General features: G+C 44.6%; 18 protein-coding genes. 5 read left to right on the top strand and 13 right to left on the bottom strand.

Annotated features, from left to right (window positions below; translation table 11 throughout):
• Nucleotides 1-27 precede the first annotated feature (27 nt).
• Entirely contained in the window at nt 28-516 is a 489-nt protein-coding gene (locus L1271_RS20760) for a glutathione peroxidase (RefSeq protein WP_010379179.1), read from the top strand.
• The gene (locus L1271_RS20755; protein ID WP_102056188.1) at nt 503-940 is read left to right on the top strand and encodes a MarR family winged helix-turn-helix transcriptional regulator; all 438 of its coding nucleotides are present in this window, start codon (nt 503-505) and stop codon (nt 938-940) included. The genes L1271_RS20760 and L1271_RS20755 overlap by 14 nt, the downstream gene beginning before the upstream one ends.
• A gap of 65 nt (nt 941-1005) precedes the next feature.
• Here the strand turns inward: L1271_RS20755 and gltX are convergent, their stop codons facing one another.
• The 4 genes from gltX to proB all read right to left on the bottom strand — a co-directional run bounded on the left by gltX (nt 1006) and on the right by proB (nt 5208).
• On the bottom strand, nt 1006-2493 hold the full coding sequence (gene gltX / locus L1271_RS20750) for a glutamate--tRNA ligase (RefSeq protein WP_010607688.1): 1488 nt from the start codon (nt 2491-2493) through the stop codon (nt 1006-1008).
• Between the two features lie 83 nt (nt 2494-2576).
• Nucleotides 2577-2942: a glutaredoxin family protein gene (locus L1271_RS20745; protein ID WP_026000901.1), complete on the bottom strand. Its 366-nt coding sequence runs from the start codon at nt 2940-2942 to the stop codon at nt 2577-2579.
• An 86-nt stretch (nt 2943-3028) separates the two neighbouring features.
• On the bottom strand, nt 3029-3997 hold the full coding sequence (locus tag L1271_RS20740; protein WP_102056187.1) for a GGDEF domain-containing protein: 969 nt from the start codon (nt 3995-3997) through the stop codon (nt 3029-3031).
• A 71-nt stretch (nt 3998-4068) separates the two neighbouring features.
• Nucleotides 4069-5208, bottom strand: coding sequence for a glutamate 5-kinase (proB, locus tag L1271_RS20735; protein ID WP_102056186.1), 1140 nt, complete (start codon nt 5206-5208; stop codon nt 4069-4071).
• A gap of 220 nt (nt 5209-5428) precedes the next feature.
• Between proB and L1271_RS20730 the strand changes: the two genes are divergently transcribed.
• Entirely contained in the window at nt 5429-5656 is a 228-nt protein-coding gene (locus L1271_RS20730; RefSeq protein WP_010379194.1) for a hypothetical protein, read from the top strand.
• 17 nt (nt 5657-5673) lie between these two features.
• On the opposite strand, the gene L1271_RS20725 is transcribed toward L1271_RS20730, so the two are convergent.
• Entirely contained in the window at nt 5674-6174 is a 501-nt protein-coding gene (locus L1271_RS20725) for a DUF1543 domain-containing protein (protein ID WP_010607693.1), read from the bottom strand.
• A 108-nt stretch (nt 6175-6282) separates the two neighbouring features.
• Here L1271_RS20725 and L1271_RS20720 point away from each other — a divergent pair, with 108 nt between their 5' ends.
• Entirely contained in the window at nt 6283-7923 is a 1641-nt protein-coding gene (locus L1271_RS20720) for an amidohydrolase (RefSeq protein ID WP_102056185.1), read from the top strand.
• Here the strand turns inward: L1271_RS20720 and L1271_RS20715 are convergent.
• Nucleotides 7914-8132, bottom strand: coding sequence for a YgjV family protein (locus tag L1271_RS20715; RefSeq protein WP_010379202.1), 219 nt, complete (start codon nt 8130-8132; stop codon nt 7914-7916). The genes L1271_RS20720 and L1271_RS20715 overlap by 10 nt on opposite strands.
• Before the next feature lie 284 nt (nt 8133-8416).
• On the opposite strand from L1271_RS20715, the gene L1271_RS20710 reads away from it, so the two are divergent.
• Nucleotides 8417-9073 (top strand): Crp/Fnr family transcriptional regulator, encoded by a 657-nt coding sequence (locus L1271_RS20710; RefSeq protein ID WP_010607695.1) that lies wholly within the window; start codon nt 8417-8419, stop codon nt 9071-9073.
• Between the two features lie 58 nt (nt 9074-9131).
• On the opposite strand, the gene L1271_RS20705 is transcribed toward L1271_RS20710, so the two are convergent.
• From L1271_RS20705 to L1271_RS20675, 7 genes are all read right to left on the bottom strand, one after another.
• Nucleotides 9132-9695, bottom strand: coding sequence for a phosphoribosyltransferase (locus L1271_RS20705; protein WP_010607696.1), 564 nt, complete (start codon nt 9693-9695; stop codon nt 9132-9134).
• Between the two features lie 345 nt (nt 9696-10040).
• Nucleotides 10041-12344: a DNA topoisomerase IV subunit A gene (parC, locus tag L1271_RS20700; RefSeq protein WP_102056184.1), complete on the bottom strand. Its 2304-nt coding sequence runs from the start codon at nt 12342-12344 to the stop codon at nt 10041-10043.
• A gap of 8 nt (nt 12345-12352) precedes the next feature.
• Nucleotides 12353-13462 (bottom strand): PQQ-dependent sugar dehydrogenase, encoded by a 1110-nt coding sequence (locus tag L1271_RS20695; protein WP_102056183.1) that lies wholly within the window; start codon nt 13460-13462, stop codon nt 12353-12355.
• 1 nt (nt 13463) lies between these two features.
• Nucleotides 13464-15353, bottom strand: a complete 1890-nt coding sequence (parE, locus tag L1271_RS20690; RefSeq protein WP_010607699.1) for a DNA topoisomerase IV subunit B — start codon at nt 15351-15353, stop codon at nt 13464-13466.
• A gap of 77 nt (nt 15354-15430) precedes the next feature.
• Nucleotides 15431-15994 carry a YqiA/YcfP family alpha/beta fold hydrolase gene (locus L1271_RS20685; protein ID WP_102056182.1) on the bottom strand — a complete coding sequence of 188 codons (564 nt, stop codon included), beginning with the start codon at nt 15992-15994 and terminating at the stop codon, nt 15431-15433.
• A complete protein-coding gene (locus L1271_RS20680) occupies nt 15979-16755 on the bottom strand; it encodes a metallophosphoesterase (protein WP_102056181.1) in 777 nt (258 codons plus the stop codon). The genes L1271_RS20685 and L1271_RS20680 overlap by 16 nt, the downstream gene beginning before the upstream one ends.
• Nucleotides 16742-17197, bottom strand: coding sequence for a DUF1249 domain-containing protein (locus L1271_RS20675; RefSeq protein ID WP_010379051.1), 456 nt, complete (start codon nt 17195-17197; stop codon nt 16742-16744). Before L1271_RS20675 ends, L1271_RS20680 begins: the two co-directional genes overlap by 14 nt.
• Between the last annotated feature and the right edge of the window lie 13 nt (nt 17198-17210).

Raw genomic sequence — 17210 nt, 5'->3', positions numbered from 1 at the left:
GCACGATTAAATCACAAGAGACTAAAAATGACGACACTCTATCAGTTTGAAGCAAACACGTTACAAGGTCAGGCATATCATTTTACCGACTTACAAGGCAAAGCTGTGCTTATTGTTAACACGGCTAGTGAGTGTGGATTAACACCACAATATGAAGGACTCCAAGAGCTACACCAAAAATACGCGGATCAGGGACTTGTGATCATCGGCTTTCCCTGCAATCAGTTTGGTAAACAAGAACCCGGAGATGCAAAACAAATTCAAGAAGGCTGCTTAATTAACTACGGTGTTGATTTTCAGATGATGGAAAAGATTGAGGTTAATGGCGATAAAGCACACCCACTGTATCAATACCTAAAGTCCGCGCTTCCAGGGCTATTTGGTAATAAAATCAAATGGAACTTCACTAAGTTTTTATTTAACCAGCAGGGTGAACCCGTTAAGCGCTATGCCCCAATCACCAAGCCTGAACAAATAGCCAAAGATATTGAAAAGTTACTAAATGAGTCAATCTAACCCGCAGCTCAATCTCGATAACCAGATCTGTTTTCGGCTATATAGTGCATCAAGACAGGTTACACGACTCTATCAGCCGTTACTCAAAGAGGTTGGGCTCACGTATCCGCAATACATAGTGTTATTGATTTTATGGGAGCAGGACGGACAGCTCGTGAAAGAAATAGGCGAACGAGCTGAACTCAATAGCAACACCCTAACACCGCTCCTTAAGCGCTTAGCAGAGCGTGGTCTCGTTACCCGTAGCAAAAATCCTGATGATGAACGACAAACCTTCATTCACTTAACTCAAGCAGGTAAAATCCTCGAGCAATCATGCGCTTGTATCCCAGCACAAATGATGGCAAAAGCGGGCTTAAGTATGGAGCAAATTCAACTGTTAAGGCAGTCTCTTGATGTGTTGATGGCACAAGGAAAGCGGTAAACACGATACATTTCGGACAATAAAAAAGCCGCTACATCAGCGGCTTTTACAATACGGTCTCGCTATTATGCAATAGACGGGTACTCACGGTATGCTTTTTCAAGCTTTTTCGCTTGCTTTTTAGATACACCAATATGCTCTAGTGCCACTCTTAAACGCGCACGAGAAAGGTCTGAACCTAACACTTCCATCGCATCTACTACTGAGGTCGATGAGGTTTTGCCTGTAATAGCAACGAAGATAGGCTCTAAGAACTCTTTGATCTTTAACTCATGGTGTGTCGCCACAGCCTTTGCAATAGAGAAGATCTCAGACTTGTTCCACGTACGCAGCTTTTCCAATTCCCAAATAAAGAACTGCAGAGCTTGACGAACCACTTCTTCGTCCGCTTTACCAGCCGTTAATAACGCTGGATCGTATTCAGGTAAGCCCGCCACAAAGTGGCCTGCTAGCCCCACCAAATCAGATAACGTGTTAATACGCGCCTTGGCTTCAGGAAGTACGCGAGCCAACATATCACCGTTAAACTTCCAGTCGACAAAGCGCTGGATAAGTTCTGCATCGGTTAGGTTTTCACGGATCCACAGACCGTTTAACCAGTTAAGCTTGTCAATATCAAAGATAGGTCCACCAAGCGATACGCGCTTCATATCAAAGTGTTCAATCATCTCAGCCAAAGTGAACTTTTCACGCTCATCCGGCATTGACCAACCCATACGACCTAAATAGTTAAGTAGTGCTTCTGGTAAGAAACCCATTTCTTTGTAGTAGTTAATTGAAGTTGGGTTTTTACGCTTTGACAGCTTAGACTTATCAGGGTTACGAAGTAGCGGTAAGTGACCAAGTACAGGTGCTTCCCAGCCGAAGTCTTCGTACAATTTTAGTAGTTTAGGCGCAGAGTTGATCCACTCTTCACCACGGAAGATATGGCTAATCTCCATGTGATGGTCATCTACTACGTTTGCAAGGAAGTAAGTTGGGAAGCCGTCGGCTTTCAACAAAACTTGCATGTCTACGTTTTCCCATGGGATCTCAATTTCACCGCGTAGGTAATCGTTAAACTTAAACGTGCCTTCTTCTGGGATTTTCATGCGAATTACGTAAGGCTTGCCAGCTTCAAGGTTTGCCTTTACTTGTTCTTCAGATAAACGTAAGCCACGGCCATCATATTTAGGGCGTAAGCCTTCTGCCATCTGCTCTTCACGCATTTGGTCTAGCTCTTCAGCCGTCGCAAAGCAGTAAAACGCTTTACCATCATCTACAAGCTGCTGTGCAAACTTTTTGTATAAGTCAGAACGCTCTGATTGACGGTATGGACCAAACTCGCCACCCACATCCGGACCATGATCCCAGTCAAGCCCTAACCAACGTAGGCTGTCCATGATAGCTTGCTCAGATTCAACAGTACTACGTACCTGATCGGTATCTTCAATTCGTAATACAAACTCACCACCTTGCTGCTTGGCAAAGCAATAGTTGAATAAGGCAATATAAGCCGTTCCTAAATGCGGATCACCTGTTGGAGAGGGTGCGACACGAGTACGGATAGTCATCAAAATTCTCTTAAAAATGGATTAGTCGATTAATGGCGCTATGCTAGCATAGCGCCTGATTAGCGCATAGTAAGGCGCGTGAATTAAGCTGCTTTTTCCAGCTTTTCTAGATAAGCAACAATGTCATTGGATTCGTACAGCCAAGTGACTTCGCCTTGCTCTTCGATTCGCAAGCATGGCACCTTCACTTTACCCCCCTGCTCTAGCAACTCTTGGCGATATTGCTCATCATTTTTGGCATCACGGGTTTCGAGCTTAAGCCCTTCACGCTTGGCAGCGCGGCGCACTTTAACGCAAAATGGACATGCCTTAAATTGGTATAACTTTAAGTTTGCCGTCATAGCATCTAGCTTTTGCTGTTGTTCTGCGGCACGTTTTTTACTGCGCGGGGTAAAAATAAAATCAAAAAGTAAAATCAGACGTCCTAAAAACCATCTTACAAATTGCATAACGTTTCCCAAACCTTTTGCTACATTCGCTAAAAAATAGGTTGGGGAGTTTAGCATAATCTTTAAGCGCTATATATAAGCGGAGCTTAAAACAACTCTATTTCTGCACATGCGTATTGTGATTCAGCTAACCCTAAAGCGAGGTAGTTTGTAACTTGGTTTCTGCCATTTTCTTTTGAGTGATAAAGCGCAAGATCGGCTTTATGAACTTGCTCAGAAACTTGTAGTGTATCGACCACTTCAGTAAAACCTAGGCTCACAGAAACATGCTCTACTTGCGGAAATCGGCTGGAAGCTATTGTACTTCTCAAGCGCTCAAGTGCTACTGCAGCAGAGTCATCATTGCGACTTTGAAATAGCGCCGCAAACTCCTCTCCGCCGTAGCGAAACACATAGTCTTCTGCTCTAAAGTTAGCTTTGATCTTTTGTGCTACCAACAGGATCACTTCATCGCCAATCACATGACCAAAATTGTCGTTTACCTGTTTAAAGTGATCGATATCTACCATCGCTAAATACCACTTGCGGTCTTCACTGTCATCACGGCATACCGTAAACCCGTCCCCATTGGTTATTTCCATGACTTTTTCATCAAACGTTTGGCGATTGAGTAGCTCGGAAAGCGGATCGATACGAGCAAAGTGCAATGTTGCCATTTGATGCGCAAAAACAGTGAGTAAGTGCTTCATTAAAGTCGCAGTGGTGAGATTTACTTGACCTTCTATATATAAAAAACCAACGAGCTGAGCTTGGTGATAAAACGGGATAACACTATCGCCGTGGTATTGAATGAGGTGTTTGTCATCTTGGCGCTGCTGTAATTTATCTACCACGGCATCTACCGGTCCCACCACAACACAAAAGTCGCGATGGCTCACAAATATAGATTTTGGGACTTCTTTTTCCGATAAGCTTTTACTGAAATAAAATGCATAGCTTTCCCCACAAACATCAGAGATAACCCGCTCAAGGGCCTGCATTAGCACCAGTTCACTCTTTTGCGCCAAGAGCTCTAAAGTAAGTTCGTGACCACAGGGTGAATAGCTAATCGACATTCAAGGCCTCTCAATAAAGTTGACTCTTGATAAGTGTAGAACAGCTCTCTGAATTTACAGTAATTTATAGGCTAATTTAATACTTCTTGTTGGCTATGTTGATTTAAGAGCACCAAATTATCGCGATGGATGATCTCCTCTGCACTTTCAAAGCCAAGACACTGCGCAAATTCACTACTATGACGGCCAATTACCAAACCAAGTTCTTGATTACTTAAGCTAGTTAAACCTTGTGCCTGTAGCGTGCCTTGTTGGCAAAACACTTGAACCAGCTCACCACGTTTAAATTGCCCTTCAATCGACACGATACCTTTTGCTAGTAAACTTGCTCCTTGATTACATACCGCATTGATTGCACCACTATCACAAATTATTTTACCGGTTGATTTAGGGCCAGACAGCAACCAGCGCTTGCGCCCTCCAACCGGAGCGTCAAACTTCAAAAACGTCGTGCTTGGTGCGGTTTGCGTAAGTACTTGCGGTAAAATGTCGTATTCACTACCTTTTGCAATCACGACATCAACGCCTGCTCGTTGTGCGATGTCGGCGGCTTGCAACTTAGTCGCCATACCACCCGTGCCAAGTTGTGTGCCACTACCACCAGCAAGAGCTCTAAGTTCGTCGTTTATATGTGTTACTTGCTCTATCAACTGCGCATCTGGATTGGCTCTGGGATCTGCGGTAAAAAGACCATGCTGATCGGTGAGTAATACCAATTTATCGGCATTTGCTAAAATTGCGACGTAAGCCGAGAGGTTATCGTTATCGCCAACTTTGATTTCAGACGTTGCCACCGCATCGTTTTCGTTGATGATCGGCACGACATGATGCTCTAAAAGCTTAGTGAGCATGTCCCGTGCCGTTAGATAACGTTCGCGGTGCTCAAGATCGGCTCGTGTCAGTAGCATTTGTGCCACATTAACGTCGTAAATACTAAACAATGACTGCCATAAATGGATTAATTGACCTTGCCCAATCGCAGCCAACATCTGTTTTTCAGCGAGTGAATGACCAATTTGTTGCTGCAATACACCGCGCCCAGCAGCAACAGCACCGCTAGATACAACAATGACCTGATGACCAGCTTGACGCAACGTTACACACTGCCTTACCAGCTCAACAAGTCTGGGCTTGTTTAAGGTCTGGCTGCCTGCAGTTAAGACACTTGTGCCGAGCTTGATAACAATGGTTTGTTTATTGTTTTTGGTCATAGTATTTGTTGGTTTTTACAGCGATAGAGCTTCGTTATACCACGGACCTTCCCCCCTCCCAAGTAATAATACCAATTGCATTGGTATAAACTAATGAATTTTATTTCTAACTCAGAGTGAATTGGTATAATCCGCCGCACTGATTTCGATCAAGGCTTTTTTGCACCGCGTGTGAGAGAGTGTTCACCATTCAATGAAAGAATAATTAGCTGAGTTCAGAATGAAAAAACACAAAAAGAACAAAGAGATTATGATGCTACCTTTGCTGTTTGTAGTGATCTTAATGTGTGTGGGTGGCCATTTTATTTTGCAACCTAGCTACAAAGACAGCCACATTGTCGAATACTCTCTAGCTGCACTGCCGTTTTTAATGTTTGCCGTCGTGATTGTCGCTATCAAAATAGCCATAAAAGCAGATAACGATGAAAACAATGAGGGTGAGGGCTAAAGTATCCCTCACATTGGTTATAGAGGATGATAACCAAACCACAAAGGGGTAAGCGGTGTTGATTGGCCACTGTGGGTGAGCTTGATATTTAAGTTTTGATCAAATAAATCGATGGCAAAACAGTCATCTACATCATGTAAATCGTCTTTATGAATATGGCTAAAACCGTTAAGCAAAAACGCTTTTGCCTTCTCTTTTGCTTCATCGGCATTCGTTGCAACGAACAGCCCAAAGTCATGCGCCTCAGCTAAACTATCTGGCTTATATCCTCCCAAGTTCACAAAATACAAATGCTCAGCTTGCTCAACACGCTCTTCGGTAAGTTCAATGGCATAGCCATCGGCATGTTCAATGATTGTGTAGCTATCCATATGCACCGAGTTTTTATCACCAACCCATTGCTGCTTTAATTTGGGATAAGCTTCTTCAATTGTATTTGCCGCGACAAAGCGCACATCATGCATTTCAATATGGCAACCTTGAATACGGCCGCCTAGGTATACAACAAACAACTTCACTTTGACACTCCACTCCTTTAAAACCCAAGTATACTCTCAACGCAAAGACTTGGCTTTATTGAGTTAGATGATTATTCTGAATAAATACTCTCAGTGAAGGACAATATAATGAAAAAAACATTCCTCGCGCTTTTGGCTAGCTTTAGCCTGTCAACAACAGCTCAAGTAACCTTAATCCACAATGTAAATGGCTATACGCCCACTAAATCGCAGCAAATTGAGCGCTTTTCTTCTTTGGTAATTAAAGACGGTAAAGTCGTAAAAACAAGTGCAAAGGATCTGAGTACCCAATACCCGAGTGCAACCAAATTTGATGGTGAGGGAAAAACCCTATTACCTGGTTTAATTGATGCGCACGGTCATATCATTGGCCTTGGCAATAATTTACTCACACTCGACGTGCGCGGTAGCAAAACCATTGCAGAAGTAGGAAAACGGCTTAGCCACTACGCAAAAGCCCATGAAGGTGAATGGATAATAGGTCGAGGCTGGGATCAAACCTTATGGCCCGGCGGACAATTCCCAACCGCAGCCGATCTCGACAAATACGTAAAAGATAAGCCCGTCATACTCACTCGAGTAGATGGTCACGCTATTTGGGTAAACTCAAAAGCGATGGCGCTTGCCAACATTTCGAAATCAACAAAGACGCCGGAAGGCGGTGAAATCATTACATTGAATAGCGGTATGCCGAGCGGGATTTTTATCGACAAGGCAGAAGACCTTATTCGCACTCATGTCCCAGCTCAGTCAGATGCACAGGTAAACAAGGCGCTGAATAAAGCCGGAGAACACTTGCTGAGTTTAGGCATTACCTCAGCCCATGATGCCGGGATTGACTACACCACATGGCAGGTTTACCAAGCACGCGCCAAGGAACACACGATGCCGCTACGCGTCTACGCTATGCTCAGTGCAAGCTCCCCCAAACTCGCAGAGATGTTGGACGTGGGAGTGATCAAAGATACACGAGATCAACTCTCTATTCGTAGTGTAAAAATCTATGCTGATGGTGCACTTGGCAGTCGAGGTGCGGCACTTATTCGCGACTATCATGACCGCAAAGGTCACAAAGGGTTAATGCTCGAAAACCAAGCGACGCTTGAAGCATTGATCACCCAAGCCATACGCAGCGGCTACAGTGCACACACTCACGCCATTGGCGATAGAGCGAATCGCATCGTGCTAGATTCATATCAACACGTTTTTAAAAAAGCAGGTGGTAGACTGCTCAGAAATCGCATTGAGCACGCACAGATTGTCCATCCGGATGATATCCCCCGCTTTAAGACGCTAGATATTATTCCATCAATGCAGCCTGTTCATGCCACATCTGATATGCATATGGCCGAAAAGCGCCTAGACGACAAACAGCTTAGCGGCGCTTACGCATGGCAAACATTCTTAAAGCAAGGAAGTAGAGTGGCGGCGGGTTCTGACTTTCCAGTGGAGCTCGCAAACCCTTTCCATGGTCTGCATGCCGCTATCACCAGACAAGACCATCAAGATTTACCCAAGGATGGCTGGCGCCCAACAGAAAAGCTAACCAGAGAACAAGCACTCCAGGCATTTACTGTTGATGCTGCGTATGCCGCATTTCAAGAGTATAAACTGGGAAGTTTAGAACAAGGAAAGTGGGCCGATTTTATCTTAATAGACCAAGATTACTTTACCGTAAGCGAAGATAAAATTGATGATATTAAAGTCGAGCAGACCTGGATTGCAGGTGAACTTAAATATCAGCGTTGATCTTTTTGTAATTTCACCAAGTGGTAGGTGTTAACTAGTGCCAGTAGACCATTAGTTAACGCCACCGGCCAAGCTTGGATAAGTGCACCATAGGCGGTAAAACAAATACAGCCCATTAAATTGAACCAACGCAACTTAGCAACATCGCTCATCATCAAAGAAACGACCAAAAAAGCAGAGGCTAAATAGCCTAAATATTCCCAACTCATTTGTCCTCTCCCCTAAGTTGCGTTAGCATATAGTTTATGCTCGAATTTACGTATCGAGCAGAATAAAAAGGCTAACCCACAAGCCCCTAGAAATTAGCACCAATAAATTAGCTCTAACACGGGAAGTGGGGGTTTAATGGTAATATCGTTTATTAAATTCTTCGCCACAGCGCTGAGATAAAACCGATACTACTTAAACGGTGTGAGTTAGCGTAAAACTGAAAAATTCATGCTAACGTCATTATAGTTTAATAAATAGGACATTTGTCCGAAGAGCCATCTAGATGTTTCAATATCATTTTTCAACCAATTTGGTCGAACAGTTACTCGCTTTTGCTGGTAATAGTTTTCAGCACAGCAAAAAAGAAGTCTTGATCCACCAAGATGAACCATTGAGTAAACTCATATTGGTGACCAGTGGCACTGTGTCTTTTAGTTATGATGTCGGTAACGGTCGTCGTCTATTACTCGGACAACTGGACTGTAACAACACGCTAATTGGCGAAATCGAAGCGCTGAATCATCAGCCTTGTATTTATACCGTGACTTGCTTGAGCGATGTAACCTATCACCTCATTGAGCTAAAATATTGGCGAAAATTACTGCTTGAGCAGCCAGAGCTGAGCCTATATACCGCGCAAACCATCGCTGCTAAGTTTACTGAAAACCAAAAGATAAACTTAGACAAGTTGCTGTTGCCGCTGAGCTACAACATTGCTAAAGACTGCTTATTACGTGCCGAGAATTCGAATCCAACATTACTTCGTGCCTATTCAACGGTAAGTGCTGAAGCCGAAAGGTTTGCGACCACTGAGCGTGCATATCGTCGGGTGGTAAGTGAATTGGTAGAAAAGGGCTTGATAGTACGTAGTAGTGAAGGCTTAAAGCCAGTCGATGTTGACGCGCTTGAGGATTTTGTTGATAGCTTCGCGCAAGCTTAATTTTTCGCGGTTAGAATAACTAGGGCGAGTACTTTCTCGCCCTTGAGTACTGATTAACTTATTTTGCAAATAGGTGTTTAATATTTGCTAAGTCAGACTTTCCTTCCACTAATTCTTCCGGTGTTAAGCCTGACAGCTCGTGAGGGAATACCAACCACTCATCAGACTCATGAATAAAATAATCTGGTGTCATTGGTACTTTTTTGTTTGCTGGCTTGTAGTATGGGCAAGCAACACGAATATCGCGAGGCAAGTTCAGGCGCATTAGCTCTGCAAGCTTTTCTTTCAACGCAAAGATACTGCGGCCAGAATCAAACACGTCATCAACGATTAGCAATGAATCGTCAGCGTTTGCATTTTCCACAATGTAATGCAAACCGTGAACTTTGATTTCTTTAGATTGCTTACCAATGCCATAGTAAGAAGAAGTGCGTACTGCGATATGATCAGTCTCTATACCTTTGTAATCGTAGTATTCTTGAACTGCGATACCAATAGGCGCACCACCACGCCAAATACCGATAATAAAGTCAGGTCTAAACCCGTCTTCATAAACTTTAGCGGCTAAGCGAAATGAATCTTCTAGCAATTGTTGCGCTGTGATATAGCACTTATCTGACATAAATACCCCGTTAGGAAGCCCGTGTGATGGTGACAAGCAGCAAGCGCTGCCAATTGATACCAATTACAATTGTTTGCAAGCCATAGGCACTTGTGTGATTGGTATAACCGAATATTTTAACGTAAAGCGCAATAAAATGCTGCAATAATAGTGTCTTTTTATTTTCATTTTTTGATTTGAGGAGCCATATTCTAAAGTTAAGGATCGCCGGGTGAACCGGCTCCTACGCAAAGTTCAATGGTTGAACAGACACCTACACAGAGTGGTTAATCTGGTGGGAGCGAGTTCACCTCGCGATGGTTTTCAACAGATAAAAATAAGGCCGCGGTGGGCGGCCTGTATCGGTTATTCTTCGGTATCTACGCTGGCGTCATTGTCTTCTGGTGTCTCAACACCATTGTGCTCCAGATCATAGCTATCTACGCGCTGTAATCCGCGCGGTAACTTATTACCTCTGCGCCCTCGCTCACCGTAATAGTGCTCTAAATCACTCGGCTTTAAGGTTAGCTTGCGCTTACCTGCATGTAAGGTAACAGAAACGCCTTCAGGTACTACCGCTAACACTTTGACAAACTCTTCGCGGCTTTGCACTTTCGCGCTAGGGATAGAGATAATCTTATTCCCCTTACCTTTACCAAGCTTAGGTAAATCACGTAATGGGAATAGTAGCATTCTGCCTTCGCTCGAAATCGCCATACACATATCGGTGGCAACATCAAATACCTGGATAGGAGCCATCAAATGCGCACCTTTTGGCACGCTAACGAACGCTTTACCATTTTTGTTTTTGCTCACCATATCAGCAAAGTCACTGATAAAACCGTAACCGCCATCGGTCGCCATCAGATAAGTCGATTTCTCTTCGCCCATGACCACATGTTCAAAGTTACATCCTGACGCTAAGTTAAAGCGTCCCGTCATCGGTTCACCCTGACTCCGGGCTGAAGGTAAGCTATGCGCATCGGTTGCAAAGGCTCGCCCTGAAGTATCTAAGAACACCGCAGGCTGATTACTCTTGCCTTTCGCAGAGGCTTTATAACAGTCTCCTGAGCGGTAGCTTAGCCCTTCGGCATCGATATCATGGCCCTTCGCAAAACGCGCCCAGCCTTTTTCAGATAGCACAACAGTTACAGACTCTGATGGGATCAAATCTTTTTCGCTAAGCGCTTTGGCTTCACCACGCTCAACTACCGGTGAGCGTCTATCATCGCCATACAATTCAGCAGCTTCTTGGATTTCTTTTTTCATCAACGTCGACATACGACGCTCAGAGCCTAAGGTTTTTTCCAATCCATCACGCTCTTTTTCAAGCTCATCCTGCTCACCACGGATCTTCATTTCTTCAAGCTTTGCAAGGTGGCGTAATTTCAGGTCTAGAATTGCTTCTGCCTGCTTATCTGAAAGACCAAAACGCGCTATTAACTCTTCTTTTGGTTTGTCTTCGTTGCGAATGATTTCGATGACTTCATCGATATTCAAAAATGCAATCATCAAACCTTCAAGAATATGCAAACGCGCAAGCACTTTGTCTAAACGATACTGCAAACGTCTACGCACCGTTTCACGACGGAATACTAACCACTCAGATAAAATCTGACGCAAGTCTTTAACTTGTGGACGCCCGTCTAAACCAATCATGTTGATGTTAACACGGTAGTTCTTTTCAAGATCCGTCGTGGCAAATAGGTGCGCCATTAATGGCTCGACCTTAACTCGATTTGAGCGCGGTACGATGACGATACGCGTCGGATTTTCATGATCCGATTCGTCACGTAAATCCGCTACCATAGGGAGTTTCTTCGCTGTCATTTGTGCTGCTATTTGCTCTAGCACCTTGGCACCCGAACATTGATGTGGCAACGCGGTGATCACCACTTCGCCTTGCTCTTCGGTGTACACAGCACGCATCTTGATTGAGCCACGACCTGTGGTGTAAAGCTTTTTGATCTCTTCTTGCGGCGTAATGATTTCCGCATCGGTTGGATAGTCTGGCGCTTTGACCAATTCTAGAATTTCTTCTAGTTCGGTTTTAGGCTTATCCAATAACAAACAACAAGCTTCAGCAACTTCACGTACGTTATGCGGCGGAATATCGGTTGCCATCCCCACCGCAATACCCGTCACCCCATTCAGCAAGATATGTGGTAAACGCGCGGGTAACACTTGCGGCTCATCTAAGGTGCCATCAAAGTTAGCGGTCCAATCGACCGTACCTTGGCCAAGCTCTTTCAGCAGTACTTCTGAGAACTTAGATAAACGCGCCTCAGTATAACGCATCGCAGCAAATGATTTAGGATCATCCGCAGCACCCCAGTTACCTTGGCCATCCACCAGCGGATAGCGATAAGAAAACGGCTGCGCCATGAGTACCATGGCCTCATAACAAGCACTGTCGCCATGAGGGTGATATTTACCCAGTACGTCACCAACGGTACGGGCAGATTTTTTGTATTTTGCTTGAGCAGATAAGCCCAGCTCACTCATCGCATATACAATACGACGTTGTACAGGCTTCAGGCCGTCACCAATATGTGGTAACGCCCTATCCATGATCACATACATGGAATAGTTCAGATAGGCATCTTCAGTAAAACGCCCCATCGGAAGTTGTTCAATGCCTTGCAAGGACAAGGCTTGAGGATCTGTCATGTTACACCTTACTTGTTGTTGTAGCTGATGCGATATATCGCATTGGCGTAATCATCGGAAACGAGCAGGCTACCGTCGTCGAGTTCTGCAATTGCGGCTGGTCGACCATGGGTTGTTTCGTTTTCCATAAAGCCGGTAAGGAAAGGCTCATAGCCTCTAATTTGGCCATCTTGCACATTTGCTCGCATTACTCGATAGCCCACTTTTTTGCTGCGGTTCCAAGAACCATGTTCAGCAACAAAAAGCTGATGCTTCATTGCCTTTGGAAATTGCTCGCCACGGTAAAAGTGAATGCCCAGCGGTGCAACGTGCGCTTGTAGTGCAAGTGCTGGCATGGCGTAGTCAGTCACCGATTTACCCTCGCCAAATTCAGGGTCTAGCACGCTGCCGCCATGAACATAGGGGAAGCCAAAATGCTGACCAATTTCGTCAACACGGTTGATTTCACATGGTGGAATGTCATCTCCCATCATGTCACGACCGTTGTCGCTGAACCATAACTTTCCAGTTACTGGGTGATAATCAAAACCCACTGAGTTACGCACGCCTTTGGCAATCGTCGAAAGCTTTTTCGTCTCAAGATTTAGTGAAAATATACGGCCAAACTTAGGGTCTTCGGCACAAATATTACAAGGCACGCCAACTGGAATGATCAGTTCGCCTTCCGGCGATACTGTCAGGTACTTCCAGCCGTGGTGACGTTTGTCAGGCAAATCATCGAACACCACTTCTTTTACCGGTGCCTTGAGGTTTTTTGCGATTTGCTTAAAACGCACAATACGCTCAACTTCAGCAACATATAAGTCACCGTCTTTTAGGGCGATACCGGAGGGCATATTCAGCCCTTCTGCAACCAAGATTTTCTTGTCGGCTACGCCATCACGGTTGTTGTCAATGAGTGCGTGAACTTTACCCGCTTTACGAGAGCCAACATACACAGTGCCATCTTTGCCCACCGCCATTTGTCTCGCATTTTCAACATCTTTCGCAAAATAGCTCAGCTCATACCCTTTAGGTACTGAAAGGCGCGAAAGCATATCATTTGCCAGCGCAGGTGAGCTTAATAACGCTACTGCCAGCGTCGTCGCTATCGTGGTCAATTTACTATGTATTTTCATGTTAAACCTCTGCCTTATCTCCGTGCTGCTCAAGCCAAATTTTACGGTCGCTAGAGCGCTTTTTAGCTAACAGCATATCCATCATTTCGAGGGTTTGTTCAGGCTCATCTAATGTCAGCTGAACTAAACGTCTAGTATTTGGATCCATAGTGGTTTCACGCAATTGCAACGGGTTCATTTCACCCAATCCTTTAAAGCGCTGTACGTTGACTTTACCGCGTTTCTTTTCGGCCTCAATACGGTCTAAAATGCCCTTTTTCTCATCTTCATCAAGGGCGTAGTAAACCTCTTTACCAACATCAATACGAAATAGCGGCGGCATGGCAACAAAAACATGGCCCTTACGAACAAGCTCTGGGAAGTGCTTCACAAAAAGTGCACATAATAAAGTTGCAATGTGAAGTCCGTCAGAATCCGCATCCGCGAGGATACATACTTTGCCATAGCGCAGGCCTGATAAATCTTCAGAGTCTGGGTCAATACCTAAGGCAACAGAAATATCATGTACTTCTTGTGAGGCTAAGATCTGTCCAGATTCCACTTCCCAGGTATTGAGGATTTTACCGCGCAGCGGCATGATTGCTTGAAACTCACGGTCTCGTGCTTGTTTTGCCGAGCCACCTGCTGAGTCCCCTTCCACCAAAAAGATTTCTGAGCGTTCAGTTTCACTTCCAGAACAATCGGTTAATTTACCCGGTAAAGCAGGACCCGAAGTGACCTTTTTACGAACCACTTTTTTTGCAGCACGCAAACGTTTTTGCGCATTGCTGATACACAGCTCAGCAAGTAACTCTGCAGTTTCAGTGTGTTCGTTTAACCATAAACTAAAGGCGTCTTTGACAATGCCAGACACAAAGGTAGCGCACGAACGTGATGACAGCTTTTCTTTGGTTTGACCGGCAAATTGTGGGTCTTGCATTTTAACCGACAAGACATAACTACAGCGGTCCCAAACATCATCAGGCGTCAGTTTCACGCCACGCGGGATCAGGTTTCTGAATTCACAAAACTCACGCATCGCTTCAAGTAAGCCCTGGCGTAACCCATTTACATGGGTTCCGCCTTGTGCCGTTGGAATAAGGTTTACGTAGCTTTCAGCGATGGATTCCCCGCCCTCAGGCAACCAATGAAGCGCCCAATCAACCCCTTCGGTTGAGCCACTGAAACTGCCTGTAAATGGGGATTTCGGCAGCACTTCGTAGCCTTCAGCGCTGTCTTTTAGGTAATCCTCAAGACCTGCCTCGTAGTGCCATTCTTGCGTTTCTTTCGTCTGTTTATTTACAAAACGAATTCTAAGCCCTGGACACAATACAGCCTTAGCTTTGAGCAAGTGGTTTAACTTAGTAATTGAGAAGTTAGCTGAGTCAAAATAACTCGCGTCGGGCCAAAAGTGTACTGAGGTGCCGGTATTACGCTTACCAACGCTGCCGGTCACTCTTAAGTCTTCGACTTTATCGCCGTTTTCAAATGCCATTTCATAGATTTGCGCATCGCGTTTAACGGTAATTTCGACCCGAGTCGACAACGCATTAACAACCGATATACCCACCCCATGAAGACCACCGGAGAACTGGTAGTTTTTATTGGAAAACTTGCCCCCGGCATGAAGTTTGGTCAGGATCAATTCAACCCCAGGCACGCCCTCTTCTGGGTGAATATCCACAGGCATTCCTCGACCGTCATCGATGACTTCAAAGGAGTTGTCTTCATGCAAGATCACGTCAATCTTGGTGGCATGTCCGGCTAAGGCTTCATCGACACTGTTATCGATAACCTCTTGGCCTAAATGATTAGGTCTGGTGGTATCGGTATACATGCCAGGACGGCGCTTAACTGGCTCTAAGCCATTGAGTACCTCAATAGCTTCGGCATTATAGTTTTGCTGACTCATAGGCTAGTTCTAGTTATCTTTTTATCCGCTAGTATATGCACAACATACAGTTTTGAGCAGAGCTTTGTGCATAAATTCTAATTTTTGATAGTTAAAAATTTGGTGATGGTGTCAAAATAGCGTGGAAATTCAACAAAGCTATGATCCCCACCAAACTCAATAATTTGACGACAATGACTATAATAACGCACCGCCTCTGCAAAAGGCAGCACCTCGTCGCCCGTTTGTTGCAATAATAGCAAGTTTTCTGGATTACTCAGCTGCTCGACATACATGGATTTTAACGCATCAATATGTTCATACTGCAGCTCATAATGACAGTCCTGATAAGGATTGTATTGTGGTCCAAGGTAGTCATTTAATAATGAAAAAGGCCTAACTGCAGGGTTTATCACCACCGCTTTACAGCCAAGATGTTGCGAAAAGTAGGTGGCGTAATAGCCGCCTAACGAGCTACCTAATAACACAGTATCAGAATCAATGACGCTATCCAACTGTGCCAATGCGACTCTCGGGTCATAATGTAGTCTTGGGACAAGGTATGGCGTTTTTTTATCCATCATATATTCACCAAACGCCGTCGCTTTATAGGATAGCTCAGAGCTATTAAAGCCGTGAATATAAACTACTTTCCGAGCCATTTTACCTCTGTTGTTATAGCGCTTTTACTAAATACGATGACACGATAAGCGGGACCCAAATCAGACTGATACCAGTCCTTTGTGTGCTTATCAAATTGGATTGATGTTGCAGGCGTAGCGTAGATAGGTAAAGTGCGAAATTGTTGTTGATATTCATTATGCACATGACCATGAAATAGCCCTAAGACTTGCTCTGAATCCACCAACAGGTTTAACAGTGCAGGACCATTTTCGAGCATATGTTTATCTAAATAGCCATCTATCGGCCTAGGATGGTGGTGAGCAAAAGCAATCGTATTGTTGTTGATACTATTGTTAAGCTTGTCTTTGAGCGCACCTAAATGTGACTTAGCACACCATCCGGCGGGTGTTTCACCCTTTGAGTTTAACAGTAACACCTGCCCAAACGGACCTGTGATGCATTTATGACGGACGATTTGCCCAGCACTTATTTCTTCGAGTAAAGCTAGCTCGTCGTGGTTACCCGGCACCCAAAGCACCGGACATTGCAACTCACTCTCCCTCACTATACGAGCAAACTCATGATAAGAAGCCGCACTGTGATCTTGTGTTAAATCACCGCCAAACACCACACAATCGAAATGCTCTTTTGCCATCGCGGCGAAAGTGCGTTCAAGGTTAGCGGCGGTATTTACCGCAAAATATTCCCCAGAGGGCGTGGCAAACAAATGGCAATCCGTAAAATGACCAATACGAATTTGCGCTTTATCGAATTGCAGCTCGAGATCAAACCAAGCCATTGTTTACATCCCAGTTTAAATGCACGCGGCCTTTTTCTAAACACACCATAAGCCAATCAGCTAAAAACGCATTTATTTGATACTTTTCATCTTTTTGGTGCATATCAGGATTTGGGTAACCATAGGATGGCTTTATTCGACGATGATAATCACGGTGAATTACTTCAGCCACTTTAGCATCATGGTAGAGGCGCACAGACAACGAAAAGTGTGGCAAATGGGCGCTTACTGTCGCCATCTGCTCGATGTGAATGTCCGTTGTGTATTTACTGACTCCAGCTACGCTCAAACTGTATCGCGCAGAGGCTAAGTCAATCACTCGACTCTCACCGACCACTTCTTCAGGTAGCAATTTTAGCGCCCGTAAATAATTACGTTCGCACAGCGTGATGTAACGGGGCAGAGATTGAATATACTGCTTTGAGCTCAGCACTTGTGACAAAAATACGACTCCT

The organism is Pseudoalteromonas sp. OF5H-5 (genome assembly GCF_021530695.1).
In the GTDB taxonomy this organism is placed as follows: Bacteria; Pseudomonadota; Gammaproteobacteria; order Enterobacterales; family Alteromonadaceae; genus Pseudoalteromonas.
Note: the sequence above shows the minus strand (reverse complement) of the source record. Positions and strands in the feature narration are given on the sequence as shown.